The following is a 25,935-nucleotide window of genomic DNA, read 5'->3' as shown; positions in this document are numbered from 1 at the left end:
ATCAGGCTGTCGTCTCGATCCGTTCCACCCGGCGCAGGCCGCGTGGCAACAGACCGCCACGGGTTGCGCGGTTGCCACCGTATTCGACCAAGTCTGACCATTTCAGGGTGAGTTTACGCTGACCGGCGTACAGGGTGACTTCACCCTTACCTTCGGCGACGACGGCCACGCCAGCCAAGCGTTCATCGCCACTGGCGAGTTTCGCCTTGGGCACCTCGATCAGCTTGTTGCCCTTGCCCTTGTCCAGCTCCGGCAGCTCGGCCACCGAGAACATCAGCAGATGGCCTTCGGTGGTAACCACCACGATGCGATCCCGGGCTGGATCGGCGCTGATCTGCGGCGCAAGGACATGCGCGCCATCGCTGAGACTGATGATTTGCTTGCCGGCCTTGTTGCGACCGGTGAGTGCCTCGAAGCGGGTGACGAAGCCGTAGCCGAAATCGGTGGCGAGGATCAGCCGGGTATCGTTGTCGCCGGCGATCACCGCATCGAAGCTGGCGCCCGCCGCCGGGCTGAAGCGTCCGGTCAGCGGCTCGCCGTTGCCGCGCGCCGAAGGCAGCGTATGCGCCGGGGTGGAATAGCTGCGACCGGTGGAATCGATAAAGGCTACTTGCTGGGTAGTACGGGCCTTGGCCACCGCGAGCAGGCCGTCGCCTTCGCGATAATTCAGGCCTTCGGCGTCGATGTCGTGACCCTTGGCCGCGCGGGCCCAGCCCTTCTGGCTCAGCACTACGGTAACCGGCTCGCTGACGACCAGCGCGCTCTCGTCCAGTGCCTGCGCCGCTTCGCGCTGCACCAGCGGTGAGCGGCGGTCGTCGCCGAACTTGGCGGCGTCGGCGCGCAGCTCGTCCTTGATCAGGCTCTTCAGCTTGGCCGGCGATTTCAGCAGCACACTGATCTTCGCGCGCTCCTCTTCGAGCTGGTCGCGCTCGGCCGCGATCTTCATCTCTTCCAGCCGCGCCAGCTGGCGCAAGCGGGTTTCCAGGATGTAGTCGGCTTGTTCCTCGCTGAGCTTAAAGCGGGCGATCAGGACGGGCTTGGGCTCGTCCTCGCTGCGCACGATGCGGATCACCTCATCGAGGTTCAGGTAGGCGATGCGCAACGCCTCGAGCAGGTGCAGGCGACGCTCGACCTTGGCCAACCGGTGTTCCAGGCGTCGTGTGACCGTGCTGGTGCGGAAAGCCAGCCATTCGCTGAGGATGCGCTTGAGATCCTTCACCTGCGGCCGGCCATCCAGGCCGATCATGTTGAGGTTGACGCGGAAACTCTTTTCCAGATCCGTCGTCGCGAACAGGTGCTGCATCGTCTCGTCGGCATCGACGCGGTTCGAGCGCGGCACGATGACCAGACGGATCGGATTCTCGTGATCGGATTCGTCGCGCAAGTCCTCGATCATCGGCAGTTTCTTCGCGCGCATTTGCGCGGCGATCTGCTCGAGGATCTTCGACGGGCTTACCTGGTGCGGCAGCGCGGTGATCACTATGTTGCCTTCCTCACGCTGGTACACCGCGCGGGCACGTACCGAGCCGCCGCCGGTCTGGTACATCGCCAGCAGGTCGGCGCGCGGGGTAATGATCTCCGCCTCGGTCGGGTAGTCTGGACCACGCACATGCTCGAACAGGTCGGCCACGGTGGCGTCCGGATCGTCCAGCAGGCGGATGCAGGCGCTGGCCAGTTCGCGCAGGTTGTGCGGTGGGATGTCGGTGGCCATGCCTACCGCGATACCCATCGAACCGTTCAGAAGCACGTGCGGCACACGCGCCGGCAGCCAGCTCGGCTCGTCCATGGTGCCGTCGAAGTTCGGTACCCAGTCCACCGTGCCCTGGCCAAGCTCGCCGAGCAGCGCCTCGGCGATCGGGCTGAGCTTGGACTCGGTGTAACGCATCGCGGCGAAGCTCTTCGGGTCGTCCGGCGAGCCGAAGTTGCCCTGGCCGTCGACCAGCGGATAGCGGTACGAGAATGGCTGCGCCATCAGCACCATTGCTTCGTAACAGGAGCTGTCGCCGTGCGGATGGAACTTGCCGATCACATCGCCGATCGTGCGCGCGGATTTTTTAGGCTTGGCAGTGGCGGCCAGTCCCAGCTCGCTCATCGCGTAGATGATGCGCCGCTGCACTGGCTTGAGGCCGTCGCCCACGAAGGGCAGGGCGCGATCCAGCACCACATACATCGAGTAGTCGAGATAAGCCCGCTCGGCGTATTCCTTGAGCGGGATCTGTTCGTAATTGGCTTGCAAGTTCATGGAGTTACATCAAATGAGTGGTGCGCGGTGCGCGGATAACCGGACGATGGTGCCAGAAAGCGCCGCGTTATTGGCGAACTGCCTCGATGCCCACTTTGCGCAGTTGCGCTTGCACACTGTCCGGCCCGGCCAGATGCCCGGCGCCGACTGCGATGAAGATGGTGCCGGGTTGCTGCAGCATGGCGACAATCTTGCCGGCCCAGGTCTGGTTGCGCTGCACCAGCAGGCGCTGATAAAGCGCGGGTGCCTGCTGGCGCACATCTTCGTCCTCGATTCGCGCGATGGTGGCGGTGTCGCCGTTCTTCCATGCGCTGATCAGTTCGGTGAGTTCCGCAGGTCCCTTGTCGATGTCACGCAGGGTCGAACGCAGGAAGGCCAGCTCGACATCCGGCGGCAGGTCGGCGAAGAAGCGGATCTGCTGCTCGGAGGTCTCCATGCCATTCACCGGCTTGCCGGCCTGAATCATCTGCGCCTTCAGCTGCTTGTCCACGCCATGCGCGGGATCGAGACCGGCCTTCACCAGTGGCGCCACGGCGAGCGTCACACCGGCCAGCCACGGCCGCATGATCTCAAGAGTCTGGGTGCCACCCGGTATGCCCGCGGTCTGCGCGGCCTGCGCCAAGGTTGCGTTTTCGGCGGCGCTGAGTTTGCCCGACAACGGATGGGTGGGATCCAGGCCGTACTGCAGCACCAGCGCCTGCATGGTCGTGGCGTCGTCGTCAGTCAGTTCGATCGTCAGCGAGTCGCTGGCGGCGAGTGCCTTGTCCAGCGTCGGGTAGTGCCAGTCAGTATCATTCGGCAGCAGATGCACGGTGCCGAACAGGTAGATGGTGGTATGCGCGTTATGCACCACCCACAGCGCTGGCTGGGCGAACACAGGGGTCGCCAGCAGCAGGCTGAACAGCGCGACCGCCACGTACTGGCGGATGTGGCGTAGCGGTGACATGCGTCTTCCTCGATGAATGCGACGCGGATGATGGTGGCACACGCGGTGGCCACAGCGACGAAGGATTCAGCGCGGCGCGCGGTACCCTCCCGGCACGCCATCGGGGCTTAGTGTGATCTGCCACAGCTGGTCGCGGCGGCTGCGGAAGACTGCCGTGGAAACGGCCAGGTAATAGCGCCACATGCGCCGGAAGCGCTCGTCGTAGTTCGCCGACAGCGATGGCCATGCTGCTTCGACGTTGGCCTGCCAGGCGGTCAATGTGCGGTCGTAGTCGGTGCCGAAATTGTGCCAGTCCTCGACCACGAACAGATCTTCCAGCGCAGCCGTCACTTGGCTGGCAGCGGGAATCATCGAGTTCGGAAAGATGTACTTGTCGATCCAGGGGTCGGTCTGTGCTGGCGCGCTGTTGCTGCCGATGCAGTGCAGCAGCGACAGGCCGTCGTCCTTCAGGCAACGGCGCACGCATTCGAAATAGGCGCGGTAGTTCTTGCCGCCGACATGCTCGAACATGCCGATCGAGTACACCGCGTCGAAACGTTCGTTGATGTCGTGGTAATCCTGCAGGCGAATCTCGATCGGTAGCCCGGCACACAGCTCGCGGGCGTAGCCGGCCTGCTCCTGCGACACGGTGATGCCGACGCCCTCGATGCCGTAGTGCTCGGCGGCATACTTCAGCGCCTCACCCCAACCGCAGCCGATATCCAGCACGCGCTGGCCGGTCTGCAGCTGCAGCTTGCGACAGACCAGGTCGAGCTTGGCCGCCTGCGCATCGTCGAGATTGTCAGCCTTGGCCCAGTAGCCGCACGAATACACCATCCGCTTGCCGAGCATGGCGTGGAACAGGTCATTGCCGAGGTCGTAATGTACCTTGCCGATCTCGAATGCGCGTTCGCCGCGCTGCAGGTTGATGAAGCGGGCCTTCAGATGGGCGAGCAGGGTGTCAAGCGTTTTCAGTTCCTGATCCAGCCCGGCAGTGAGCAGCCGGGTACACAAGCCAGGCAGGTCATCCGCATCCCACCATCCGTCCATATAGGCCTCGCCCAGGCCTAGTGAGCCGTGCGCGAACACGCGGTTGTACAGGCGCTCGTCATGCACGTGCAGATCGGTCGGCGTATTGCCGTTGATGCGGATGCCGGCCTGTTCGAGCAGTTCACTGGCGCGGTTTTTCAGGTCGTCCTGGCCCATGCCTTGTCTCGCATTGGATGAAGTCGGTATTGGTCAGTGCTTGCTAAGCATGGCAAAGCTTGCCGGCCAGCGTGCATAGGTCGCGTCGACGTCGGCCATGCGCACCAACTGCAGCAGTAGCTCGGCCTGATCCTCGCGCAGCAGGAACTCGATCTTGATCGGCAGGTCGTCGGCCAGTTCGAAGAACTGTTCCTCGTGCAGCACACCATGCCGGCCGAAGCCGGCGATCGCGCGGAACACGGACCCGCCGCCGAGGCCGTGCTCCTTGGCCTGCTCCAGCAGCCACTCGGACAGCAGCATGCCGGCGTGTTTCGCGCGCAGATGGCAATAGAAGGTCAGGTGCACGCCATGTTGCAGGTTTTCCTGATTCATGCGGCCTCTCCGGATTAGTGACGCAGCAGGCTGCGAGTGAGGGTGATGCCGAGCACGGTCATCGCCAGCGAGCCGACCACATGCGCCATTACGTGGCCACTGAACCACAGGTACTGCTGGCGCAGCAGCAGGGTGGTGGATTCGGCTGAAAAGGTGGAGAACGTGGTCAGGCCACCCAGAAAACCGGTGAACACGAACAGTCGCAGTTCCGGCGACAGTGTCTGGAAATGATCGAACAGGCCCATCACACAGCCCATCATCAGGCCGCCGGCCAGATTGGCCGCCAGCGTGCCGAGCGGCAGGGTGGGGAATAGCGGATTGAGCATCACGCCCAACCCCCAGCGCAACCAGCAGCCCAAAACGCCACCGATCCCAACAGCTGCAAATCCGGTAAAGCCCACGAGCGCGTCTCCTGACAGTGAAAGTGTCCGGTTGCCGCGGTGCAGACATGCCTGCCCCGCCGGAAGCCGGTGGTGCAGGCATCATCAACCTCAACGCATGGCGAGAGGTGGTTTGTTCCGGGATGCCGAAAGCTTCCGCGAAACGGGAGGCATGCCATCTCCCGAGCAGTCATCCTAGTCGATCTAGCCGCCCTGTCGTCAAGCACGGCGGCTCGCGATGGCGGCTCTATACTGCACGCCCCCGCCGACACGTACGTCTCGCCATGAACCCAGCCTCCAGCGCCGTACGCCGCAGCCTGCCATGGTTGCTGGCTGGGTTGTCGATGATCGGGCCATTCTCGATCGACGCGGTGTTCCCGTCGTTTCCGTTGATCGGTGCGCGCTTTGCAGTTGACGACACGGCGTTGCAACAGCTGATCAGCGTGTACCTGATCACGTATGCGGCAATGAGCCTGTTCCATGGCGCGATCTCGGACGCGATCGGGCGCAAGCCGGTGATGGTGGCCGGCATGCTGGTATACGCACTCGCTTCGGTGGGCGCCGCGCTGTCGACCTCGTTCGCGATGCTGCTGGCCTGTCGTGGCCTGCAGGGCGTGTGTGCTGGCGCGGGTCTGGTGGTGGGACGGGCGGTGATCCGCGATACGTTCGAGGGCGCCGCCGCGCAGCGGCTGATGTCCAGGGTTATGATGATTTTCTGCGTGGCACCAGTGATCGCGCCGATGGTCGGTGCGTTGCTGCTGCCGCTGGGCGGCTGGCATGGCATCTTCTGGGTGCTGACCGGTTTCACCGCCTTACTGGCGCTGGCCCTTATGGTGTTTCTGGAGGAAAGCCACCCACCGGCACGGCGCAGACCATTTGCGCCACGAACATTGCTGGCCAGCTATCTGTCCTTCAGCCGCGATCGCCCGTTCTGGCCGCTGCTGATTTCCTGCTCGGTCAACTTCGCCGGGCTGTTCCTCTACATCGCCTCGGCACCACGCATCGTGCGTGAGCTGCTGCATTTGTCGGCAGCAGGATTTCCCTGGTTGTTCCTGCCGGTGGTGGCCGGCCTCGTCAGTGGTGCGTGGCTGTCTGGCCGAATGGCCGAGCGGCGCAGCGTGGGCTTTACGGTAAACCTGGGCTATGCGGTGATGTTGTTGGCCTGTGCGCTGCACCTGCTGCTGGCACTGGTGTTTCCCACACCGCGACTGCCGTGGTCGATGTTGCCGTTGATCCTGCATGGCGTCGGTGTGCAACTGGCATTTCCCACGTTGACGCTGTTGTTGCTGGATCGCTTCCCGCACCAGCGCGGCGGCATTTCCTCGGTACAGGCCTTTGCCAGTCTGCTGTTATGCAGTCTGGTTGCTGGTGTGCTGTCGCCGCTACTGTCAGTAAGCATGCTGCATCTTGGGTTGGGCGCATCGACACTGACGGTGATCGGGACGCTGGCATGGGGTTGGTATCGTGCTGTTGCGCGGCGGCCACTGGACCGGATGCCGGTCGACGTGGACCCAGAAATGGCGATACAGGCTGAAATTGCCGAGCCTCATTGAAGCGATCAGAGATGCAGTGGCATCCATGTGTGGGAAATGCAGTCTTTACGTGGTCGTCTGTTGCTTGCCGCCACCGGTCACTGTATCAGGCGGAACCACGGTTTCGAACGACATCAGCACGACGGCACGGGTCAGCGCCTGTGCCAGTGAAGGTGAGCGGTAAGTGGCGTCGGTAAGCCAGCGCTGCCACACGGAATCGTCCACCTTTTCGTTGACGCCGTTACCCAGTGTGCGATCAAACGGCGGCGAGAATTCCTTGTAGAGGCCATACATGAACTCCGCGTAGGAATTGCGCGGTACGCCAGTGCCGGCATCGGTCTCAGGAATGAGGATTTCGTCGCAGGCAAGGCCAGCCGCGATTGCCTTCTGCTGCAGCCATGCCAGCGGTAGTTCAGGCAGCGGATCGGGTTTGCGTCCAGCGCCGTCACAGTCGTTGCCGCCGCCGACGTCGGCATGCGAGCCGATGAACCAGCGCTGCTCGATCTCGATCTGCTCGAGCTTCTTCGAATTGAGTGTTTCGCCCGGTTTCACGCTGTAAGGGTTGCGCGTCCACACGGATGGCGCAAAGTCGGCGCGATGTTCATCCAGCGCCAGCGCCTGGTACGCATACTTGACGATCTTGCTGAGCTCGGTGTCGTGGAACTGATAGCGCGAGCGGGCATACGGGAACCATGAAGCGGTATCGGGAATGCCGAGTGCGCCGACCGTATCCCAGACACCGATGAAGTGGATATCGATTTCAATGGAATGGTGCTTGCGGAAATCCATTGCCGCGGCATCATCGGGTTTGATCGAGGTGTCGCGGTAGAAGTCGTAGGCGCTGGCAATGGCGGCCTTGGTAATCCTGCCATCGGCGTCCGCCTTGAGCAGGCCGCACTTGCGGATCAGTCCGGCGAGACTGCGTGCGGTATAGGCGCCGCGGCTGAATCCGAACAGAAACACATCGTCGCCTGGCAACCACGTCTCGCACAGCCGGCGATAACCCCGCAGTACATTGCCCGACAGGCCGTAACCGAACGCGCCACCAAGCAGGTGAACCCAGCCAGACGCTACGCCGACGCCGGGAATGTAGTTGACGAGCTGCTCTACGCCTGTGCTGTCGCGCAGCGCAATCAGCTGGCGCAAGCGTTCCACATTGGTGTTCGATTCGGCCTTGTTCCAGGTGCCGTCGAACAACAGTACTAGCCTGCGGGTGGCCATGATGCCTTCCAGCGCGATGCCTTGTGGCAACTCTAGGCCGCGGTGATGCCTCGAGGCCAGTGCCATGCTGTTTGGCCCTGTGACCGGGTTGGCAAACTGCATGAACTGCACAAGAAGCTACGCGTTCTATTTTACGCGTTTACGCGGCCTCACCAGATCGCGGTACTGCTGAACGATTGCTGCAGTTCCCTTTCCGGCAACACGACATTGACGGTGGCTTGATCGTGCGTGTTGCATGTTGGCTCCACATCACTCCCAAAGCCGTGGAGTTAATCATGCCGTACAAAGCCATTTCTGACCTGCCTGATTCCGTGCGTGAGCATGTGCCAAAACATGCTCAGGAAATATACAAGGAGGCGTTCAACAGTGCGTGGGCCGAATATGCCGACAAGGGCGTACGGCGCGGAGACGAATCGCGCGAGGAAGCGGCGCATAAGGTCGCCTGGTCCGCGGTGAAAAAGAAATACAGCAAGGGTGTGGATGGCAACTGGCATGCCGAGTAGGTATAGCTGCAGGTAACGCTTCGCTTCAGCTCAGAACAGGCCGCGCGACCTTAGGAATTCCTGCGTCTCCGTCGCATCCTGCTCGAACCAGGCTCTGGTCGAACCCAGCCGGAACGAATAGCCCCAGGCATCCATGTCGGCCATCAGTCGTGCACGTCCCACGCCTGGCAGTTCGTCGGCCAGTACGATCTGCAGATAGCAGGTGGCGTCCTCTTCCTCGATCGAATCGGTGGCGTCGGTATGGACGTCCAGACGTCTTTCCTGTGGTAGCACGATCAGGTGGCAGGCCTCATGCAGTAATGAATGCACTGGCGTGTCGTCGCGCGCATACACGGTGTTACCGATGATGCCGGCTTCTTCGTCTCCCCAGAAACTGCCGGGAATCGGCTCGCCGAGGGTCACATGCCGCAATTGCAGGCCGAAGCGGGCGAGCAGGAGGGCAGCGTCGTCGAAACCGATCTGGTTCATGCGCATGACGGTGCTGGCCGGGTCGCTGGATTCGGGGCGGCTGCTGGTTTCGGGATGCATGCGCGAGCGCGGACAGCGCAGATGAATGAGGTGGGGTGACGCCGGGCGATGCCTGATCGCCCGGCGCGCTGGCGGGCGGCCATGGCCGCCGGAAACTTACGCGGTCTTGGCGGCAGCCTTGCCGTCCGGCAGCGTCACCGAGAGTTCCAGGATCTCGTGGCCGCTGTCGCGTTCGAAATTGATGTTGATCGCATCGAGGTCGACGTGGATGTATTTCTTGATTACTTCGAGCAGCTCATTGCGCATCATCGGCAGGTAGTCCGGTGCACCGCGGGTGGAGCGTTCCTGCGCGACGATAATGCGCAGGCGTTCCCTGGCCACGTTGGCGGTCGCTTCTGGCTTGCGTTTCAGGAAATCAAGAATGCCCATCGTGATCAACCTCCGAACACGCGCTGGAGAAAGCCCTTCTTGGGCACATCGATGAAGCGCAGCGGACGCTCTTCGCCGAGGATGCGAGCTACGGTGTCGCTGTAGGCCTGACCGGCATGTGAATTGGCATCGACGATCACCGGGATGCCGTTATTGGAGGCGGTCAGCACATTTTCCGATTCGGGGATCACCCCGACCACTTCGATGCCGAGGATTTCCTCGACATCCTTGACGCTGAGCATTTCACCGATCGCGACGCGGGCCGGGTTGTAGCGGGTCAGCAGCAGGTGTTGGGTAACCGGGCCTTCGCCGCGCTCGGCACGCCGGGTCTTGCTGGCGAGCAGGCCGAGGATGCGATCGGAATCGCGGACCGAAGACACTTCCGGGTTGACCACCACGACCGCATGGTCGGCGAAGTACATTGCCAGATGCGCGCCTTTCTCGATGCCGGCCGGTGAATCGCATACGACGTAGTCAAAGCCATCCTCGGACAGGCCGTCGAGCACTTTCTCGACACCTTCCTGGGTCAGCGCATCCTTGTCGCGGGTCTGGCTGGCGGCCAGCACATACAGGTTGTCATGGCGCTTGTCCTTGATCAGCGACTGCTTGAGCGTGGCCTCACCGTGCACGACGTTGACGAAGTCGTACACGACGCGGCGCTCGCAGCCCATGATTAGATCGAGATTGCGCAGGCCGACGTCGAAGTCGATGACGGCGACTTTCTTGCCGGCCATCGCCAGGCCGGTGGCGAGCGAGGCACTGGTTGTCGTCTTGCCGACGCCGCCTTTGCCGGAGGTGACAACGATAATCTCAGCAGTCAAGGGCCCATCTCCGTGTAGTTCTTGTTGTAATAATTATGGTTGTAGGTGATCACAGCTTGGCGATCAACAGCTTTTCGCCTTCCAGCCAGCATTGCACGGACTGGCCTTCGAGGTCGTCAGGAATTTGTTCGAACACGCGGTAATGGCCGGCGATGGCCACCAGCTCGGCACGGAAGTCGGATACGAAGATGCGCGCCTTCTCGTCGCCCTGTGCGCCGGCCATGGCGCGACCGCGCAGGCCGCCGTAGATATGGATGTTGCCGTCGGCGATCACTTCAGCACCGTTGGCGATCGCTCCAGTGACGATCAGGTCGCGATCGCGCGCGTAGATCTGTTGGCCTGAACGCACCGAACTGGCGTGGTGCTGGGCACCCTGCATGCTGCCGGGCGCTGGTGCGGACAGGATCGGCTCGCGCTGGATCGGCGCGGATGGTTCGGCACGCACGGGTGGCTCGGCGGCGGCCGGGCTGCCATTGGCTGGCTCATAAGCCGCGCGGAACTTCGCGATCAGCGGCAACCCCATGCGTTTGGCCAGCGCCTCGGTTTCGCTGGTGCCATAGGCCAGCCCCACCGGCAGCATGCCGGCGCTGCGCACCGCTTCGAGCATCGCATCGACCGCGCCGTCGTCCGGCAGGTCAAGCAGGTGGCTCAGGTCCAGCACTACGGCAGCACGGGAAAACATCTGCGGGGCCGCCCGCACCCGACGTTCCAGCTCATCGCACAGTGCAGCGGCATCGACCCGGCGCACACGCACACAGGCGATGCCGACCTGGCCGAAACGCAGGTCACAGGCGTCAGAGGTATCCATCTTTGCATTCATGGGCGCCGCTCTCCGGCGAGGCGGCGCGGGGTGGAATTAAAGACGGAAGAGCGATCGCGCTCGGCCAGCCAGGGTACGTCCGGCAGGCCGCCGTGCTCGAGCCAGGTGTCGCGGACATAGGCGTAGCTGGGCAGGTCCCTGGCCAGCAGGCTGACCTGTGGCCCGTGCTCGCCCATGCGCTGCTGGCCGACTTCCTGGAAGCCGTAGGTGCCGTGGAACAGCACCACTACGTCATCGCGCGGCTCCAGGAATACTTCGCAGGTGAGCAGTGGCACGCGCACTTCGGCGTAGCTGTGCACATCGCAATAGAAGATGCGACCAAGACCGTGGCGATGGTAAGCGTTCGCGATCACGATGCGATCGATATAGACGAACTGCGGGTAATGCGCGGCGAACCAGCAGTAATTGGGGCTGGTGTATTCGCCGCCTTCGCGCAGTGCGATCAGGAAGCCGGCCAAGTGACCGTCGATTTCGGCGACGCGGAAATAGTCAGCGTGCTCGTAGAAATAGCGCAACTGTGTAGCGTCGAGGGCGAGGATGGAGCGACCGGCAGCGTTGTTGAGCGCCAGTACGGCATCCAGGTCGTGCTCGCGCACGTCGCGGATGGCAAGGGCCATTCGTTGCTCCGCAATGATGGATTCGGGGACAAGGTCGACCAGCGGCCTCGCGCAATGGTTCATTATGACATGCGGCCGTTGCCCGTACATCTCGCAATGGCACATGTAAAAGCTTTGTAAAACGACGGCAGGCATGGCTGGCACAACAGCCATGCATGACTTATCGCGCATTGCACGGTGACTAAGCTCGCCTATGATGCCGGGATGCCTTGGGTCAATTTCAGCCATACCCGCTTGCTGCGCTATGCCGGCCTGTTCACGTACTTGTGCGTGGCATTGCCGTTGCTGCCTGGCAGCTGGAGTCTGGCGCGGGTCAGCGCCCTGTGGAGCAACCCGAACATCTCGGGCTGGATCATCTCCTACGTTGTTTTTGGCCTGACCTACCTGATGCTGACCCGGCGCTCGAGCATGACGCGACAGCGCGGCGCCCCACAGTTGATCAAGGTGTTCGGTCTGCTGGTGCTGACCAGTTCGGCGATCGCGATGGGTTGGTTCAGCCAAAGTGGCCTGTCGGCGATGCTGATGCTGGTCATTGCGGTAGTACTGCCGTGGCAGCTGCCCGTCGTTGCCGGGCTGATCTGGATGCTGATGCAGAACCTCATGCTGATCCCGATCATCGCCAATTACATGGGTTGGACGATCGCCACGGCCTTCCTGCAGGTCTGCATGTACCTGGGCATTTCGGCGCTGACCTTCATCACCTCGATGGTGGCGAGCCAGCAGGCCGAGCAGCGCGAGGGGCAGCGTCGGTTGAATTCTGAACTGCGCGCCACCCGCGCGCTGCTGGCCGAGTCCAGCCGGATCGCCGAGCGCATGCGCATCGCGCGCGACCTGCACGACCTGATCGGCCATCACCTGACCGCGCTCAGCCTGAACCTGGAAGTGGCCAGCCACCTCACCAACGAAGCCGCCGGTGCGCATGTGCGCAAGGCGCAGAGTACGGCCAGGCTGCTGCTGGCCGATGTGCGCGAAGTGGTCAGCGAGTTGCGCCAGGATGATGCGATCGACCTGACCCAGGCCTTGCGCAGCCTGACGGAAGGCGTGCCCGGGCTGCACGTGCACGTGATCATGCCGCCGCGTTTCAGCGTGGAGGATCCGCGGCGCGCGCAGGTGTTGTTGCGCTGCGCGCAGGAAATCATCACGAATACCGCCAAGCACGCCGGTGCACGCAACCTGTGGCTCAATTTTGCCTATGCGGATGCCAGCCTGCTCGGTCTGCACGCGCGCGACGACGGCCGTGGCGCCGAGCAGGTTGAGCCGGGCAATGGCCTGTCCGGCATGCGCGAACGGCTGGCCGAGTTCGGCGGCAGCGTGACGCTGGATACTGGCATGAGCCAGGGTTTTGCATTGACCGTGCGCTTGCCGCTGGGCGAACACACCGCGCTGGCGCATGCGCCGACGCGGTTTGAACCGCCGGCACTCAGTGTGTCGTAATGTTGGGTGAGCGCTCCAGCATGCGAGAATGTGTCGTTGCTGGGCGCGACCTATTCCGCCGGTTGCCCGTGCCACCCCATGAACCACGTTTGTCCGAGGATTCGCGATGATCTCCGTTTGTCTCGTCGACGACCAGAATCTGGTGCGCCAGGGCGTTCGTTCGCTGCTGGATCTGGCCGAAGATATCCGCGTGATAGCTGAATGTGCCGATGGCGCGCAGGCGGTGCAGGACATTCCACGGATCAAGCCCGATGTGGTGCTGCTGGACCTGCGCATGCCGAACATGAGCGGGCTGGAAGTGCTGCAGGCGCTGTCGGCGCGCAACGAGCTGCCGCCGACCATCATCCTCACCACGTTCGATGACGACCAGCTGGTGCTGCAGGGCCTCAAGGCCGGTGCGCGCGGTTACCTGCTGAAAGACGTCTCGCTGGAGCAGCTGGTGGAAGCCGTGCGCACGGTGGCCGCAGGCGGCTCGCTGGTGGCGCCGATGGTCACCCAGCGCCTGATGGCGGGGGTGTCGCGGATGCAGAATCATTTCACCAGCCTGGAGCAGCCCGATCCGCTGACCGAGCGCGAGACCGAGATCCTGCGGCTGCTGTCCGGCGGCTACAGCAACAAGGAAATCGCCAATTCGCTCAAGGTGGCCGAGGGGACGGTGAAAAATCACGTTTCCAACATTCTTTCCAAGCTGGGCGTACGCGACCGTACCCGTGCCGTGCTGAAGGCGCTGGAGATGGGGATCGTCTGAGGTGCGCCGCACGCGCTGCGGCAGGGCGCCATTTTTGTTGCGTTGCGTGATGGCGCCATATGGTGTTCGATACCTGTTGTAACCCGTTTTTTGGCCTTCCAGAAGCACGGGCAATCGCGGATAGCGTTCCAGCCCGCGAGCAAGTAACATCCATAGCTTCGGCATTTGCCGACCCCCTGCCACGGCCCTCGGAACGACTCTTCGGGCAGGCGCGTGTGGCGCTTGGGGCGACACTTTAGGTATGGCGTAGAGACGCTCGGAGAACTCTGGAATGATGCGTGTCCTTGAATTTCTTGTTGCCCTGGTCATCGTTGCGGTGATCGGTGTCTTGGCGGCCGTGGTCATGCCCGGCAGCGGTCATGTGGAACGCCAGCTGGTGATCGGCAAGGACTTGCGCCAGGTCTACGACATGCTCGACAACTTCCACCGGCTGCCGGACTACGTCGTGCTGCGCTCGTATGATCCGAAAATGCAGTTCACGTTTTCCGGCAAGGGTTATGGCCCGGGCGCCGAAGTCAGCTGGAGCAGCACCGATCCCAAGGTCGGTGATGGCGGCCTGACCGTCGCCAGCGCCGATCCGGATTTCGACAAGATCGACAGCAACACAAAGAAGGCCAGCATTGTCTGGAATCTGGACAACGGCTGGCGTGGCATGGACAAGCACTTCACGCTGGACCTGGAGCGTCAGGGCAGCCGTGGACAGCTGACCCAGGTGACCTGGTCGTATGACGTGGCCTACGGTTGGAACTTGATCAACCGGTTTTCCAGCATGTACATCCATGGCGATCCCGACGCATTCATTCAGTTCAGCATGAACAAGCTGCAAGATGTGCTGGCTGGCGTGCCGAATATCGACTACAGCACGCTGATTCCGTACATCGTGCAGACCCAGCAGACGCCTGTGCTGCTGGTATCCACCTCGATGGCACGCAAGGACGGTCTGGACGGTCTGGATGACGCTACCAACAAGGCCATCAGCCAGATCCAGGCGGCCGCCAAGAAGCTTGGCGTGAACGTGACCGGTCCGCGCATCCTGTTCACCACCAACTACGGCGACCAGACCTACAGCTTTGACGTGGCGCTACCGATCGACTCGAGCACACTGACCGTCAATGGGCAGAGCGAGCAGCTCACCGCGCCGACGCCGCCTGCGCTGGATGCGTCCGGGGCGCCGGCGGAAGCCAGCACGGCGGCTGATGCTGCCAGTGCCGCAGCCTTGACGCCGGGTAGCCGCGATCGCTTCGGCCGTGTGGTGGTGGATAGTGATGTACGCGCCACGCTGGCGTTTGGTGGTGCGGCACTCAAGGGTGTATGGAACGGTACCTTCGCTGGCGTACCGCAGACGCGCGACGAGCTGAAGGCCTATGCGCAGACCCACGGCTACACGTTCGATGACGTGGTCAACCGGCCTTACGACATCCTGGCCAAGCCGGAAGTGAAGGACGCTGGCGGCAACATCACCAGCTACGCCAAGTACGAAGTCTATCTGCCGATCACCAATGCGCCGACGCAGACGCCGGAGCAGGAGGCGGGAATCCAGCCGCCATCACCCGATACCGGTGCACCGGCGGCTTCCGGCACGGCTCCAGCTCCAGCCGGCACAGCCCCGGCTCCGGCCAGCACGGCAGCAGCACCGGCCGCGGCCGCCAGCGCCGCCCAGTAAGTTGTAGATTGGTTGCAGAATCGAAAGGCCCTTCCATAGCGGAAGGGCCTTTTCTTTATCGGCGGCAGACAGTCCACGGACACACCAACTGCTGCCGAACTTCCAGAGTGTCTTGCGGTACATTGCTGGACGACCTGCGACGCTGCAGCCACGTTTGCCGGCAATTGACGGCGCGTTTCGCCACAACTTTCCACCGGATATGATCGAAACCGACCAGCTCACCCGATGCTATGGCAACCTGACTGCGGTGGATGCGCTGAGTATCCGCGTCGAACCGGGCCAGGTGCTTGGCCTGCTGGGCCCCAACGGTGCCGGCAAGTCCACCGCGATGCGCATGATCGCCGGTTTCCTTGTGCCTACCTCGGGCACGGCACGCGTCTGTGGGTACGACGTCGTGCGCGAGCCGCTGAAGGCGAAACGTGCCCTTGGTTACTTGCCAGAGGGCGCGCCGAGTTATGGCGAGATGACCGTGCGCGAGTTTCTGCAGTTCATCGTCCGCATGCGTGGATTCAACGCGGATGCCGGCTATCGACGCTTCGACGAGGTGATCCATCGGCTGCAGCTGGAGGAAGTGCTGGAACTGTGCATCGAGACTTTGTCGAAAGGCCTGCGCCGGCGCGTGGGGCTGGCCCAGGCGATCCTGCACGACCCGCCGGTGCTGATGCTGGACGAGCCGACCGACGGCCTCGACCCGAACCAGAAGCACGCCGTGCGCCAGCTGATCGACATGATGGCGCGCGAGCGCACGATCCTGATATCCACCCACTTGCTGGAAGAAGTGCACGCACTGTGCAACCGGGTGGTGATCATCGCCCGTGGCAAGTTGATGGCGGATGCCACGCCGGCCGAACTGGAGCAGCGTTCGCGTTACCACGGCGCGGTGTCGTTCAGCGCGCCGGGCAGCGGCATGTCGCAGGAAATGCTGGGGCGCCTGCCGCAGGTGGCGGCGATCGAGGTCGATCCGCTGGATGGTCGCATCACGGTGTTTCCGAAGCCGGGTGAACGGATCCTGGAGCCGGTTGAAACGCTGCTGCGTGAGCAGGGTCTGGAGGTATCGGAGATCCAGCTGGAGCGTGGCCGTCTCGACGAGGTATTCCGTCAGATCACGACTAACGGCGGTACCGGTGCTTTGACGGGGGGGCGGGCATGAGTCCGGTCAACGCCGTGATGCGGCGCGAGTTGCGCAGTTATTTCGTGACGCCGGTGGCGTATGTATTCCTGGTGATTTTCCTGGTGCTGGCTGGCATCCTCACGTTCTATGCGGGCGATTTCTACGAGCGTGGGCAAGCCGACCTGCAACCGTTCTTCGTGATGCACCCCTGGCTATACCTGATCCTGGTGCCGGCGATCACCATGCGCATGTGGGCGGAGGAAGCCAAGGGCGGCACACTTGAACTCTTGCTGACGCTGCCGTTGACCCTATGGCAGGCGATGCTGGGCAAGTTCCTGGCAGCATGGCTGTTCATCGGGCTGGCGCTGGTGCTGACGTTTCCGATCTGGATCACCGTCAACTACCTGGGATCACCGGATAACGGCGTGATCCTGGCTGGCTATCTTGGCAGCTGGCTGATGGCCGGCAGCTTCATTGCAATCGGCGCCTGCCTGTCGGCGTTGACCAGCAGCCAGGTGGTGGCGTTCATCCTCACGGCGGTGGTGTGCGTGCTGCTGCTGCTGGCCGGGCAGCCGCAGGTGCTGGACTTCTTCCAGGGCACGCTGCCGCGCAGGCTGATCAATGGCGTGGCGCACCTGTCCATGCTCCGGCATTTCACGGCGATCGCCCGTGGGGTACTCGATGTACGTGACCTGCTGTATTTCCTGCTCAGCATGATCGGTTGGCTGACCGCTGGCGTGCTGCTGCTTGATCTGAAGCGGACACGCTGAGCCATGATCCGTCAGCAGCTGTTACGCCTGTTTTCCCAATCATTGCGCTTCACCCGGCGCACCATGTTGTATGCCTCGCTGGTGCTGCTGGTAGTGATCTTCGTGCCACTGATCGTGGTCAGCAGCCGCTGGCTGCACGCAACGCGCATCGATCTCACGACCGATCAGCTCTACACGCTGACCCCGGGCACGCTGCACATCGTCGATACGCTGCAGCGGCCGTTGCGACTTACGCTGTATTTCTCCGATCACGCCACCCGCGATCTGCCCCAGCTGCGCAGCTACGAGCAGCGCGTGAACGAGATGTTGCAGGAAATAGTCGCGCGCTCGCATGGTCGCATCCGGCTGCAGGTGATCGATCCGGTGCCATATTCCGACGATGAGGCCAGCGCCGAAGGTGGCGGCTTGACCGCGGCCAATGGCGGCAGCAACGGTGAGCGGGTGTTCTTTGGCCTGGTTGGCAGCGCCATGGCCGGAGGTGCCGACGGGGACTCCACCGAAGATCGTGTGCCGGACAGGACGCTGGCGATCCCGTTCTTCGATCCGGCGCGGGAGGCGTTTCTCGAATACGACATCGCTAAGTTGCTGTACGAACTGAACCAGGTCAACAAGCCGTCAATCGGCGTGATCAGCTCGCTGCCGGTCGCGGGCAATCCGGCGCTTGGCCAGCCAGCATGGACGGTGCTCCAACAGCTCGACCAGCTATTCGACGTGAAAATGCTGGATGCGTCGACGCTGCAGCATGTCGACGACAGCACCAAGGTATTGCTGCTGATCCACCCCAAGCAGCTGTCACTCGATGCGCAATATGCGATCGACCAATACGTGTTGCGTGGTGGCCATCTGGCGGTCTTCGTCGATCCTGATGCGGAGCTCGACACGACTCCGTTCGCCGCTGACAGTGCCACGTTCCCCGATCACAGTTCGGACTTGCCGCGGTTGTTTGCGGCTTGGGGGGTGCTCTATGACCCGCACAAGGTGGTGCTGGACCGCACACTTGCATTGCCGATCGAGCTGGCTGGCAGCAGTTTCAACCATCCGGCGATGCTCGCCCTGGGTGCGCAGGAGCTGAACCGCAACGAGGCCATCACCGCCAGCCTGCAGCGCATCAATGTATCCACCATCGGCTACTTTGACCTTGCGCCGGACGCGCATACGCGACTGGTCCCCTTGCTGCAGAGCAGCGCCGATGCGGAAGTGGTGCCGACCCAGCGGGTGCTGGATGCGAGCAACGATCCAACCACGCTGCTGCAGGGCTACCGGCCGGACAACGCGCACTATGTGCTGGCGGCGCGCCTGCGCGGCACGTTCGGCAGCGCGTTTCCGGAGCGTGCCAGGCAGCCGGGGCACCTGGCCCATTCCGCGCCGAATGCCGAGGTGCTCCTGGTGGCCGATACCGACCTGCTCAGCGACCGGCTGTGGGTGGAGCCGCAGACCCTGCTCGGTCAGACGATGATGCAGGTATTCGCCAACAACGGGGATTTCGTCACCAATCTGGTCGACAACCTCAGCGGCTCTTCGGCGCTGCTGTCGATCCGTGGCCGTTCTACCTCGCAGCATCCCTTCACGCGGGTGCAGGCACTGCGCAACGTCGCCGATCAGAAATTCCTGCAGAAAGAGCAGGAGCTGGAGCAGGAGCTGGCCGAGACCCGGCGCCGCCTGGACGAGTTGCAACCAGCCAAGGGCAGCGCTGGCAGCACCGCCACTGCCGAGCAGCGCCAGGAGATCGAACAGTTCCGTCAGCGCCAGCTCGCGATCAACAAGGAGTTGCGCGACGTGCAGCACCAGCTCAACGCCGAGATCGACGCACTCGGGTTGCGCGTGAAAGTCCTCAACATCGTGCTGGTGCCGATACTGGTGGTGCTGATCGGGCTGCTTTACGGTTGGCGCCGCAGCCGTCACAGCCGCCAGCGCAGATGATCGCGAACTTCATGCGGGGCCGGTGAGCGGCAATCTGCCGCAAGGCATGCTGCGTGTACGGCACTATGCTGGGCGGTCGCAGACGGAATTCGGGTCGAGTCGGGTCACTGGTGTACTGACGTGATGGCAACGTTGTTGAAATGGATGGTGCCGTGGGAGTTTTCGTGGGTGTTCCTCGCGATCTTCCTGTCGACCTGCGTGCTGTACGTGCGCGGCAGCCGGCGCCTGTCAGTGAGCTTCAGTCGCAAGCTGGTGTTCTGGATTGGCATGGCGATCATCTACCTGTCGCTGCAGACCTATCTGGATTACTACGCTGAGCATGAGTTCTTCATGCACCGGATCCAGCAGTTGCTGCTGCATCATCTGGCGCCGTTGCTGATCGTCACCTCCTATCCTGCCAGCGTGCTGCGTGCGGGTTTGCCGCTGGCATGGCGGCTGCGCATGCTGCGGCCGCTGCAGCGATCGTGGCCGTGGCGGCTGATCAGCGGAGTGATCCTGAACCCGGTGGTGGCGACGCTGTTGTTCGTCACGTTCGTGCTGATCTGGCTGATTCCGTCACTGCAGACGCTGGCGATGCTGGACTGGCGGATCTATCGCTTCATGAACTGGACGATGCTGATCAGCGGGTTCGCGTACTGGTCGCTGGTGCTCGATCACCGGCCGCATCCGCCGGGGCGGATGACGGCTGGCCTGCGTGTGCTGTCGCCCGCGGTCACCATGACGCCGCAGATCCTCGCCGGCGCCATCGTGACGTTTTCCAAGGCCGATCTTTATCCGATCTTCGAGATCTGCGGCCGTGCGTTCACTTTCAACGTGCTGACCGGTCAGTTGATCGGCGGCGTGATCACCTGGGTGCCGGCGGCTCTGATCGAGTCGATCGGCGGCCTGATGGCGCTGCGCCAATGGCTGCGGCTGTCGCGCAATGGACGTCTGCCGCGCCGCCCATTGCGTCAACCGACGGTGCGCAAATCGGCAGCGGCGGCCTCGTCCGCAGAGTGAAACGAAGCGATGGAATGCCGGTCAGTGAGTGTCATCGACGGCGTTGGCCGGGCGGGCGAGGAAATCGGTGGCCAGCGTGCTGCCATCGGTGAAGCTGAGCTGCAGCCTGACCGTGTCGCCAGGCTTCACCGGCTTGCTCGCCTTCATCAGCATCAGGTGGTACCCCGCCGGTGCCAGCATCGCGGTGCCATGGGCTGGCACCGCCAGCGAGTCGACCGCGCTCATGCGGCTGGTGCCGCCTTCGTTTGAGCTCTGATGCAGCATGACCTCGGCGTATATGGTGCTGTGTGCGCCATTCAGCGCGACGGCTTGATCACCTTCATTCTGCAATGTCACATAAGCGCCAGCAGGCAGGTCGCCAGGCAGGATGCGGATCCAGGCGTGGCTGGCATGCACATGGTCGGCGGCACTCGCGTGGGCGCCGCCGGCTGCGAGCAGGCCGGCGAGCAGGCATGACAACGTGGGTGACTTCATGGCGTGGCTCCGGTGCTGAGCAGCAGGTGCAGGTCATGCACGATATCGTCCTGCGAGGCCGATGGCGTGGCCAGCACGCGTGCATGGCCGTTGCGGTCGAATATATAGATCGCCGAGCCGTGGCTGACTTCGTAGTTGCCATCGGCCGCACCGGGTTCACGGGTGAACGCCGTGCGGTAGCGCTTGGTCAGCGCTTCGATCGCGTGCGCTGAGCCGGTAAGGCCGACGGCGCGCGGGTCGAACGCATTGACGTAGGCATGCATCACCTGCGGGGTGTCGCGGGTCGGATCGACGCTGACGAACAAAATGCGCGCACCATCAGCCAGCGGCCCCAGCCGCTGCATCACCACATGCAGGTGGGCCATGGTCAGCGGGCAGACGTCCGGGCAATGGGTGTAGCCGAAATACAGCACCACCACCTTGCCGCGATAGTCGGCGCCGGTGACCGCGTTGCCGCGATCATCAGTAAGCCTGAAATCGAGATCCGGCATGTGGCCGCTGACATTGGTCAGTCGCAGCGGCAGCGGTTCGCTGCGCTGGCAGCCGTCCAGCAGCAGGCCGATAGCAAGTAGCAGGAGCAGCAAGGTGATGCGCGGTAGATAGCGGAGCTTCATGCGAGAATCCGAGGTCTTCAACCGATCAAGCATACGACAGCGGCTGCAGTACGGGGTTTGGCCGCCGGAGAATTCACTCATGCTGCGACAACCTGTCAGTACCCGTGTCAGCCTGCTGGTCGGTGCAGCCGGGGCCAGTGCTGTGCTGCTGGGTGCCTTCGGCGCGCATGCCTTGCGCGATGTGCTTGACGCACGCAGCAGCGAGTTGTGGCACACGGCGGTGAATTACCATGTCTGGCATGCGCTGGCCCTGGTGGTCGCGGTCGGGCTTGGCCGCGGTCGCAGCGGCCGCTTTGCGACGGTGTCCTTCGTGCTCGGCATCGTGCTGTTCAGCGGCAGCCTGTACGCGCTGGCGTTGGGCGCACCCCGCTGGACCGGCGTGATCACCCCGTTCGGTGGCCTGGCCTTCATCGGTGGCTGGATCGCACTGGGTCTGTCGCTCCGCGCACGCGTGGATTGATGCCGGCAAGCTCGTCATTCGCCTGTCACGCCGCGGCGTCAGCATGCGGGTGTGAATACCGCCTCGATCCTCCGCACTCATCCATGGCTGGTCACCGCGGGCATGCTGGCGGGTTTGCTCGTGATCGTGCTGGGCGGTTTGGGCCTGGTGCGCCCGCCACTGGTGTCCGGTTCACTGGTGCGCTGGCATGACACCAGCCATGACTGGCTGCTGGTCGCCGACGACCAGGCCAATCAGCTGACCGTCTACGACGCGGTCAATGGACGACCGCTGCAACGACTCGATGCCAAGGTGGTGGGTGATGTCGCCGCGCTGGCGCAACGCGATGGCCGCCTGTTTGTGATCGATGATGACGGCACCCGAAAAGAGCTGAGGCTGCCGCAGCTGCAGCGGGTTGCCGCCAACGTTCCTTGAGGCATCATGGCGCTGCCGGCTGCTCGATAACCCATGTGCTGATATCGCGCAGCACCTTGGCATCCACATGACCAGGTCTTTCGTAGTCGGCGGGTCCCGGTGGCGTGCCGGCAGGCATGAACAGATGACTTAGCCCGGGGTAGTCGTGCATCTGCACGCGCGGATCGTGGGCAAAGGCGACCTTCCAGTGCGCGTAATCGTCGCTTGGGGTGACTTGGTAGTCGCTGTCACCCTGCAGGATCAGCATGGGTGCATGCAGTGTCTTCGCAACGGTAACCGGATCATATGCACGCAAGCTCAACCAGTAATTCATGGGTGCGCCCAGCAGCATACCAGTCGGCGGATGCGCGGGGTCGGCATGGGCGAGCGTGTCGCGGGCAGCAACGATCGGCGCCAGCTTCGTGTCCAGCTCCTGGGCCGGGATCCCCTTCAACCGGCCGATATAACGGCTCTGGCGCAGGATCGTATCCATCCCGAAGTTCACGGGAGCTGCAAGCAGGATGACGCCGGCAAGCCGGGTCTGGCGTTGCGCAATACGTGGCGCCATCAGCCCACCGAGACTGTGGCCGAGTACGAACAACCTATGTGGATCGATCTGCGACTGTTGCCCAAGCAGCTGAAGCGCCGTCACCGCATCATCGGTGACTTCTTCATCGACCGTGATGGGCTTGCCCGCAATCTGCGCGCCATAGGTATGCGTGCGCTTGTCGTAGCGCAGCGAGGCGATGCCTGCGGCGGCCAGCCCTTGGGCGAGATCGCGGAAGGGTTTATTGGGGCCGATGGTCTCATCGCGATCGTTCGGACCTGATCCCGCCACCAGCAACACGGCGGGGAAGGGGCCCTTGCCGGAAGGCAGCGTCAACGTGCCTGGCAATGGGCCCAGCGGCGAAGTTATCTCCATCGAATGCTCGTTAGCTGCAGTGGTATCCATGGCCGCCTGTGTCGTGCTGTCAGATGGCGCTTGTCCCCGCGCGAAGAACAAGCCACTGACCTCGCCAGTGGCATCGCAGCTCACTCGCATCGATAGCCAGCCATTGGCGAAATGCAGCGGTGTTTCGGCCACGGTGGCTGTCCCGTTGGACTGCACCCGGGTTTCCGTAGCGTGATCGTAGGCACCGAATTTTTGCGGCAGCATCTGCTCCCACGTCTGACGCAGCTTGTTTGGATCCAAGGCAGTCCGCATTCGTGCATCGAGGTGTGCAGTAGTGGCGGCATAGTCGTGCTTCTGCAGCGCTTGAAGAATGTCATTTGAGTGTGCGCGGCAGAGCTGTTGCTGCGCGGTATCGGCCTGGGCGGCGGTGGCACCCAGTGCGATGGCTATGCTGAAGAGAGTGCGGCTGAGCATGTTGATCCTCACTTTTAATGGTCATTCGGGCTCGTCGTCGACCACCGCAGTGGACTTGCCCGGCTTCAGCCGACCCGCCTTGCGCAGTGCCTCGCGCAGCACGTATTCGATCTGTGCGTTGACGCTGCGCAGATCGTCGTCGGACCAGCGCTGCATCGCTTCGAGCACGACGGCACTGATCCGCAACGGGTAGGCTTTTTTCTCGACGGCCATGATGCCTTCAGTTGTACAGCGTGCCGGTATTCAGAACCGGCTGGCTGCCGCGCTCGCCACACAGCACTACCAGCAGGTTGCTGACCATGGCTGCCTTGCGTTCTTCGTCGAGTTGCACCACGCCGCGCTTGCTGAGCTGGTCGAGCGCCATTTCGACCATGCTGACGGCGCCTTCGACGATCTTCGTGCGCGCCGCGATGATGGCGCCGGCCTGTTGCCGCTGCAGCATCGCCTGGGCGATTTCCTGGGCGTAGGCGAGATGGCTGATGCGCGCCTCGACCACCTGCACACCGGCCTTGCCGAGACGGGTCTGGATTTCGTCGCGCAGATGCGTGTTGATCACGTCGCCGTGGCTGCGCAGCGACGGGATGCTGTCGTCGTGCGAGTCGTACGGATAGCTCTGCGCCATCTGGCGTAGTGCGGATTCGCTCTGGATGTGCACGTAGTTCTCGTAGTCGTCCACGCAGAACACCGCCTCGGCGGTATCCACCACCTGCCATACCACCACGGCGGCGATCTCGATCGGGTTGCCGTCGCTGTCGTTGACCTTCAGCTTGCTGCTCTCGAAGTTGCGCACGCGCAGCGACAGGCGTTGCTTGGTATAGAACGGATTGGTCCAGCGCAGGCCGGCATCACGCACGGTACCTGCGTACTTGCCGAACAGCTGCAGCACCTGGCCTTCGTTCGGAGCGACCTGGAAGAAGCCCTTGAGCATGAAGGCCTCGATGAACAGCGAAGCGACGGCGCCAACCACATGCGCTCCCGGTGCCGCCGAATCGGCTGTGAACAGCATTGCGATACCGATGCCGGCCAGCACGATGCATAGACCGATGACGGGGATGCCTGCGACGGAAAAGCCATTGTGTTCGTTCATGGTGTTATCTCCCTGAGATTTGAAAATTAGATATCAAATAGATATCAAATACAAGTGCCGTTCTATTGCCGTATGCCGAAGTGGCGTGGAACCCGGATCGGGCGGTCTGATCGGCCTCACGGCCGCATACAATGCCGCTTTGCCCGCCCCGGAGAACCCGATGAAGCCGTTTGGTACGCCCCATTCCGATCATGCCCTGCGCGTCCTGTTGCTCGGTGCCGGCGAACTGGGCAAGGAAGTCGCGATCGAACTGCAACGCTATGCGGTCGAGGTGATCGCGGTGGATCGCTACGCCAATGCGCCGGCGATGCAGATTGCCCACCGCAGCCATGTGATCGACATGCTCGACGGCAAGGCATTACGTGCGTTGATCGAGCTGGAAAAGCCCGATCTGGTGGTGCCGGAGATCGAGGCGATCCATACGCCGACCCTGATCGAACTGGAGAAGGAAGGCCAACGGGTTATTCCGACGGCCCGTGCGGCGTGGCTGACGATGGATCGCGAAGGCATCCGCCGGCTGGCCGCGGAGGAACTGAAGCTGCCGACCTCGCTGTACCGTTTCTGCGATGACGAAGCACAGTATCGCGAGGCGGTTGCCGCGATCGGCTACCCGTTCGTGATCAAGCCGGTGATGAGTTCGTCCGGCAAGGGCCAGAGCGTGGTGCGCAGCGCCGACGAACTTCAGCACGCGTGGGACTATGCACAGTCTGGCGGTCGTGCCGGCAAGGGGCGGGTGATCGTCGAAGGCTTCGTGGATTTCGATTATGAGATCACCATGCTGACGGTGCGGCACACCGGTGGCGTCAGCTTCTGCGCACCGATCGGTCACCGCCAGGAAGATGGCGATTACCGCGAGTCGTGGCAGCCGCAGCCGATGAGTGAAGTTGCGCTGGCCGAAGCACAGCGACAGGCTGCCGCAGTGACCGGGGCGCTGGGTGGCTGGGGCGTGTTCGGCGTGGAGTTTTTCGTCAAGGGCGACGCGGTGATCTTCTCCGAGGTCAGCCCGCGCCCGCACGATACCGGCCTGGTCACGCTGATCTCGCAGGAGCTCTCCGAGTTCGCGCTGCATGCGCGCGCGATCCTCGGCCTGCCGATTCCGGTGATCCACCAATATGGGCCGTCAGCCTCGTGTGCGGTGTTGGTCAAGGGCGACGGTGCCGCGCCGCGCTACCACGGCGTGGCCGAGGCGCTGGCCGAGCCGGATACGCAGCTGCGCATCTTTGGCAAGCCGACCGTTAGTGGTCGTCGGCGCATGGCGGTGACGCTGGCACGCGCCGAGTCGCTGGAAGCGGCAGTGGGCAAGGCGGTACGCGCGGCGGGGCATTTGCGCATCGAGTTGTGAATGTAGGCGATGCGCTAG

28 protein-coding genes and 1 riboswitch are annotated in these 25,935 nt (G+C 63.0%); of the genes, 12 read left to right on the top strand and 16 right to left on the bottom strand.

The window, feature by feature from the left end; genetic code table 11:
* Position 1 precedes the first annotated feature (1 nt).
* From parC to crcB, 5 genes are all read right to left on the bottom strand, one after another.
* Positions 2 to 2,242, bottom strand: coding sequence for a DNA topoisomerase IV subunit A (parC, locus tag GSQ75_RS14670; RefSeq protein WP_158755592.1), 2,241 nt, complete (start codon positions 2,240 to 2,242; stop codon positions 2 to 4).
* A gap of 67 nt (positions 2,243 to 2,309) precedes the next feature.
* Entirely contained in the window at positions 2,310 to 3,188 is an 879-nt protein-coding gene (locus tag GSQ75_RS14665; RefSeq protein WP_158755591.1) for a TraB/GumN family protein, read from the bottom strand.
* Positions 3,189 to 3,254: 66 nt separating this feature from the next.
* Positions 3,255 to 4,373, bottom strand: coding sequence for a cyclopropane fatty acyl phospholipid synthase (cfa, locus tag GSQ75_RS14660; RefSeq protein ID WP_158755590.1), 1,119 nt, complete (start codon positions 4,371 to 4,373; stop codon positions 3,255 to 3,257).
* 33 nt (positions 4,374 to 4,406) lie between these two features.
* A complete protein-coding gene (locus tag GSQ75_RS14655) occupies positions 4,407 to 4,745 on the bottom strand; it encodes a DUF190 domain-containing protein (protein WP_158755589.1) in 339 nt (112 codons plus the stop codon).
* A gap of 14 nt (positions 4,746 to 4,759) precedes the next feature.
* Positions 4,760 to 5,146, bottom strand: coding sequence for a fluoride efflux transporter CrcB (gene crcB / locus GSQ75_RS14650; RefSeq protein WP_158755588.1), 387 nt, complete (start codon positions 5,144 to 5,146; stop codon positions 4,760 to 4,762).
* A gap of 68 nt (positions 5,147 to 5,214) precedes the next feature.
* Positions 5,215 to 5,317, bottom strand: a riboswitch (Fluoride riboswitch).
* 92 nt (positions 5,318 to 5,409) lie between these two features.
* On the opposite strand from crcB, the gene GSQ75_RS14645 reads away from it, so the two are divergent.
* On the top strand, positions 5,410 to 6,678 hold the full coding sequence (locus tag GSQ75_RS14645) for a multidrug effflux MFS transporter (RefSeq protein WP_158755587.1): 1,269 nt from the start codon (positions 5,410 to 5,412) through the stop codon (positions 6,676 to 6,678).
* A 45-nt stretch (positions 6,679 to 6,723) separates the two neighbouring features.
* Here GSQ75_RS14645 and GSQ75_RS14640 read toward each other — a convergent pair whose 3' ends face one another.
* Entirely contained in the window at positions 6,724 to 7,878 is a 1,155-nt protein-coding gene (locus GSQ75_RS14640; protein WP_158755586.1) for a DUF2235 domain-containing protein, read from the bottom strand.
* A gap of 275 nt (positions 7,879 to 8,153) precedes the next feature.
* Between GSQ75_RS14640 and GSQ75_RS14635 the strand changes: the two genes are divergently transcribed.
* Positions 8,154 to 8,381 carry a ChaB family protein gene (locus GSQ75_RS14635; protein WP_158755585.1) on the top strand — a complete coding sequence of 76 codons (228 nt, stop codon included), beginning with the start codon at positions 8,154 to 8,156 and terminating at the stop codon, positions 8,379 to 8,381.
* A 30-nt stretch (positions 8,382 to 8,411) separates the two neighbouring features.
* Here the strand turns inward: GSQ75_RS14635 and GSQ75_RS14630 are convergent, their stop codons facing one another.
* The 5 genes from GSQ75_RS14630 to GSQ75_RS14610 all read right to left on the bottom strand — a co-directional run bounded on the left by GSQ75_RS14630 (position 8,412) and on the right by GSQ75_RS14610 (position 11,536).
* Positions 8,412 to 8,909, bottom strand: coding sequence for a hypothetical protein (locus GSQ75_RS14630; protein ID WP_158755584.1), 498 nt, complete (start codon positions 8,907 to 8,909; stop codon positions 8,412 to 8,414).
* Positions 8,910 to 9,005: 96 nt separating this feature from the next.
* On the bottom strand, positions 9,006 to 9,278 hold the full coding sequence (minE, locus tag GSQ75_RS14625) for a cell division topological specificity factor MinE (RefSeq protein WP_077518830.1): 273 nt from the start codon (positions 9,276 to 9,278) through the stop codon (positions 9,006 to 9,008).
* 5 nt (positions 9,279 to 9,283) lie between these two features.
* A complete protein-coding gene (minD, locus tag GSQ75_RS14620) occupies positions 9,284 to 10,099 on the bottom strand; it encodes a septum site-determining protein MinD (protein WP_072761835.1) in 816 nt (271 codons plus the stop codon).
* Positions 10,100 to 10,148: 49 nt separating this feature from the next.
* Positions 10,149 to 10,919, bottom strand: coding sequence for a septum site-determining protein MinC (minC, locus tag GSQ75_RS14615; RefSeq protein ID WP_158755583.1), 771 nt, complete (start codon positions 10,917 to 10,919; stop codon positions 10,149 to 10,151).
* Positions 10,916 to 11,536: a GNAT family N-acetyltransferase gene (locus GSQ75_RS14610; RefSeq protein ID WP_158755582.1), complete on the bottom strand. Its 621-nt coding sequence runs from the start codon at positions 11,534 to 11,536 to the stop codon at positions 10,916 to 10,918. The genes minC and GSQ75_RS14610 overlap by 4 nt, the downstream gene beginning before the upstream one ends.
* A gap of 204 nt (positions 11,537 to 11,740) precedes the next feature.
* On the opposite strand from GSQ75_RS14610, the gene GSQ75_RS14605 reads away from it, so the two are divergent.
* The 7 genes from GSQ75_RS14605 to GSQ75_RS14575 all read left to right on the top strand — a co-directional run bounded on the left by GSQ75_RS14605 (position 11,741) and on the right by GSQ75_RS14575 (position 20,181).
* Positions 11,741 to 12,970, top strand: coding sequence for a sensor histidine kinase (locus GSQ75_RS14605; protein WP_158755792.1), 1,230 nt, complete (start codon positions 11,741 to 11,743; stop codon positions 12,968 to 12,970).
* A gap of 106 nt (positions 12,971 to 13,076) precedes the next feature.
* Positions 13,077 to 13,718, top strand: a complete 642-nt coding sequence (locus GSQ75_RS14600) for a response regulator transcription factor (protein ID WP_077518833.1) — start codon at positions 13,077 to 13,079, stop codon at positions 13,716 to 13,718.
* Positions 13,719 to 13,989: 271 nt separating this feature from the next.
* Positions 13,990 to 15,381, top strand: a complete 1,392-nt coding sequence (locus GSQ75_RS14595; protein ID WP_158755581.1) for a polyketide cyclase — start codon at positions 13,990 to 13,992, stop codon at positions 15,379 to 15,381.
* 199 nt (positions 15,382 to 15,580) lie between these two features.
* Entirely contained in the window at positions 15,581 to 16,531 is a 951-nt protein-coding gene (locus GSQ75_RS14590) for an ABC transporter ATP-binding protein (RefSeq protein WP_158755580.1), read from the top strand.
* On the top strand, positions 16,528 to 17,262 hold the full coding sequence (locus tag GSQ75_RS14585; RefSeq protein ID WP_158755579.1) for an ABC transporter permease subunit: 735 nt from the start codon (positions 16,528 to 16,530) through the stop codon (positions 17,260 to 17,262). Before GSQ75_RS14590 ends, GSQ75_RS14585 begins: the two co-directional genes overlap by 4 nt.
* Before the next feature lie 3 nt (positions 17,263 to 17,265).
* Positions 17,266 to 19,182 carry a Gldg family protein gene (locus tag GSQ75_RS14580; protein WP_158755578.1) on the top strand — a complete coding sequence of 639 codons (1,917 nt, stop codon included), beginning with the start codon at positions 17,266 to 17,268 and terminating at the stop codon, positions 19,180 to 19,182.
* Positions 19,183 to 19,302: 120 nt separating this feature from the next.
* Complete coding sequence (locus tag GSQ75_RS14575) at positions 19,303 to 20,181, top strand: cytochrome c oxidase assembly protein (RefSeq protein ID WP_158755577.1); 879 nt, start codon at positions 19,303 to 19,305, stop codon at positions 20,179 to 20,181.
* A 21-nt stretch (positions 20,182 to 20,202) separates the two neighbouring features.
* Here GSQ75_RS14575 and GSQ75_RS14570 read toward each other — a convergent pair whose 3' ends face one another.
* Positions 20,203 to 20,655 (bottom strand): copper chaperone PCu(A)C, encoded by a 453-nt coding sequence (locus GSQ75_RS14570; protein ID WP_158755576.1) that lies wholly within the window; start codon positions 20,653 to 20,655, stop codon positions 20,203 to 20,205.
* Entirely contained in the window at positions 20,652 to 21,269 is a 618-nt protein-coding gene (locus GSQ75_RS14565; protein WP_158755575.1) for an SCO family protein, read from the bottom strand. The genes GSQ75_RS14570 and GSQ75_RS14565 overlap by 4 nt, the downstream gene beginning before the upstream one ends.
* A 79-nt stretch (positions 21,270 to 21,348) precedes the next feature.
* Between GSQ75_RS14565 and GSQ75_RS14560 the strand changes: the two genes are divergently transcribed.
* A complete protein-coding gene (locus GSQ75_RS14560; protein ID WP_174236737.1) occupies positions 21,349 to 21,729 on the top strand; it encodes a DUF423 domain-containing protein in 381 nt (126 codons plus the stop codon).
* 51 nt (positions 21,730 to 21,780) lie between these two features.
* Positions 21,781 to 22,143 (top strand): hypothetical protein, encoded by a 363-nt coding sequence (locus GSQ75_RS14555; protein WP_158755574.1) that lies wholly within the window; start codon positions 21,781 to 21,783, stop codon positions 22,141 to 22,143.
* A gap of 4 nt (positions 22,144 to 22,147) precedes the next feature.
* Here GSQ75_RS14555 and GSQ75_RS14550 read toward each other — a convergent pair whose 3' ends face one another.
* Genes GSQ75_RS14550 through GSQ75_RS14540 form a run of 3 tightly spaced genes read right to left on the bottom strand, consistent with a single transcriptional unit; the run spans position 22,148 to position 24,575 of the window.
* The gene (locus tag GSQ75_RS14550; RefSeq protein WP_158755573.1) at positions 22,148 to 23,488 is read right to left on the bottom strand and encodes an alpha/beta fold hydrolase; all 1,341 of its coding nucleotides are present in this window, start codon (positions 23,486 to 23,488) and stop codon (positions 22,148 to 22,150) included.
* Positions 23,489 to 23,509: 21 nt separating this feature from the next.
* Positions 23,510 to 23,701 (bottom strand): Arc family DNA binding domain-containing protein, encoded by a 192-nt coding sequence (locus tag GSQ75_RS14545; RefSeq protein ID WP_158755572.1) that lies wholly within the window; start codon positions 23,699 to 23,701, stop codon positions 23,510 to 23,512.
* A 7-nt stretch (positions 23,702 to 23,708) separates the two neighbouring features.
* Positions 23,709 to 24,575, bottom strand: coding sequence for an SPFH domain-containing protein (locus GSQ75_RS14540; protein ID WP_158755571.1), 867 nt, complete (start codon positions 24,573 to 24,575; stop codon positions 23,709 to 23,711).
* Positions 24,576 to 24,735: 160 nt separating this feature from the next.
* On the opposite strand from GSQ75_RS14540, the gene purT reads away from it, so the two are divergent.
* Entirely contained in the window at positions 24,736 to 25,917 is a 1,182-nt protein-coding gene (gene purT, locus GSQ75_RS14535) for a formate-dependent phosphoribosylglycinamide formyltransferase (protein WP_158755570.1), read from the top strand.
* Positions 25,918 to 25,935 lie beyond the last annotated feature (18 nt).

Source organism: Dyella sp. S184 (genome assembly GCF_009766065.1).
GTDB lineage: Bacteria > Pseudomonadota > Gammaproteobacteria > Xanthomonadales > Rhodanobacteraceae > Rhodanobacter.
The sequence above is the reverse complement of the archived record's forward strand: the minus strand, read 5'-3'. Positions and strand labels throughout refer to the sequence as shown.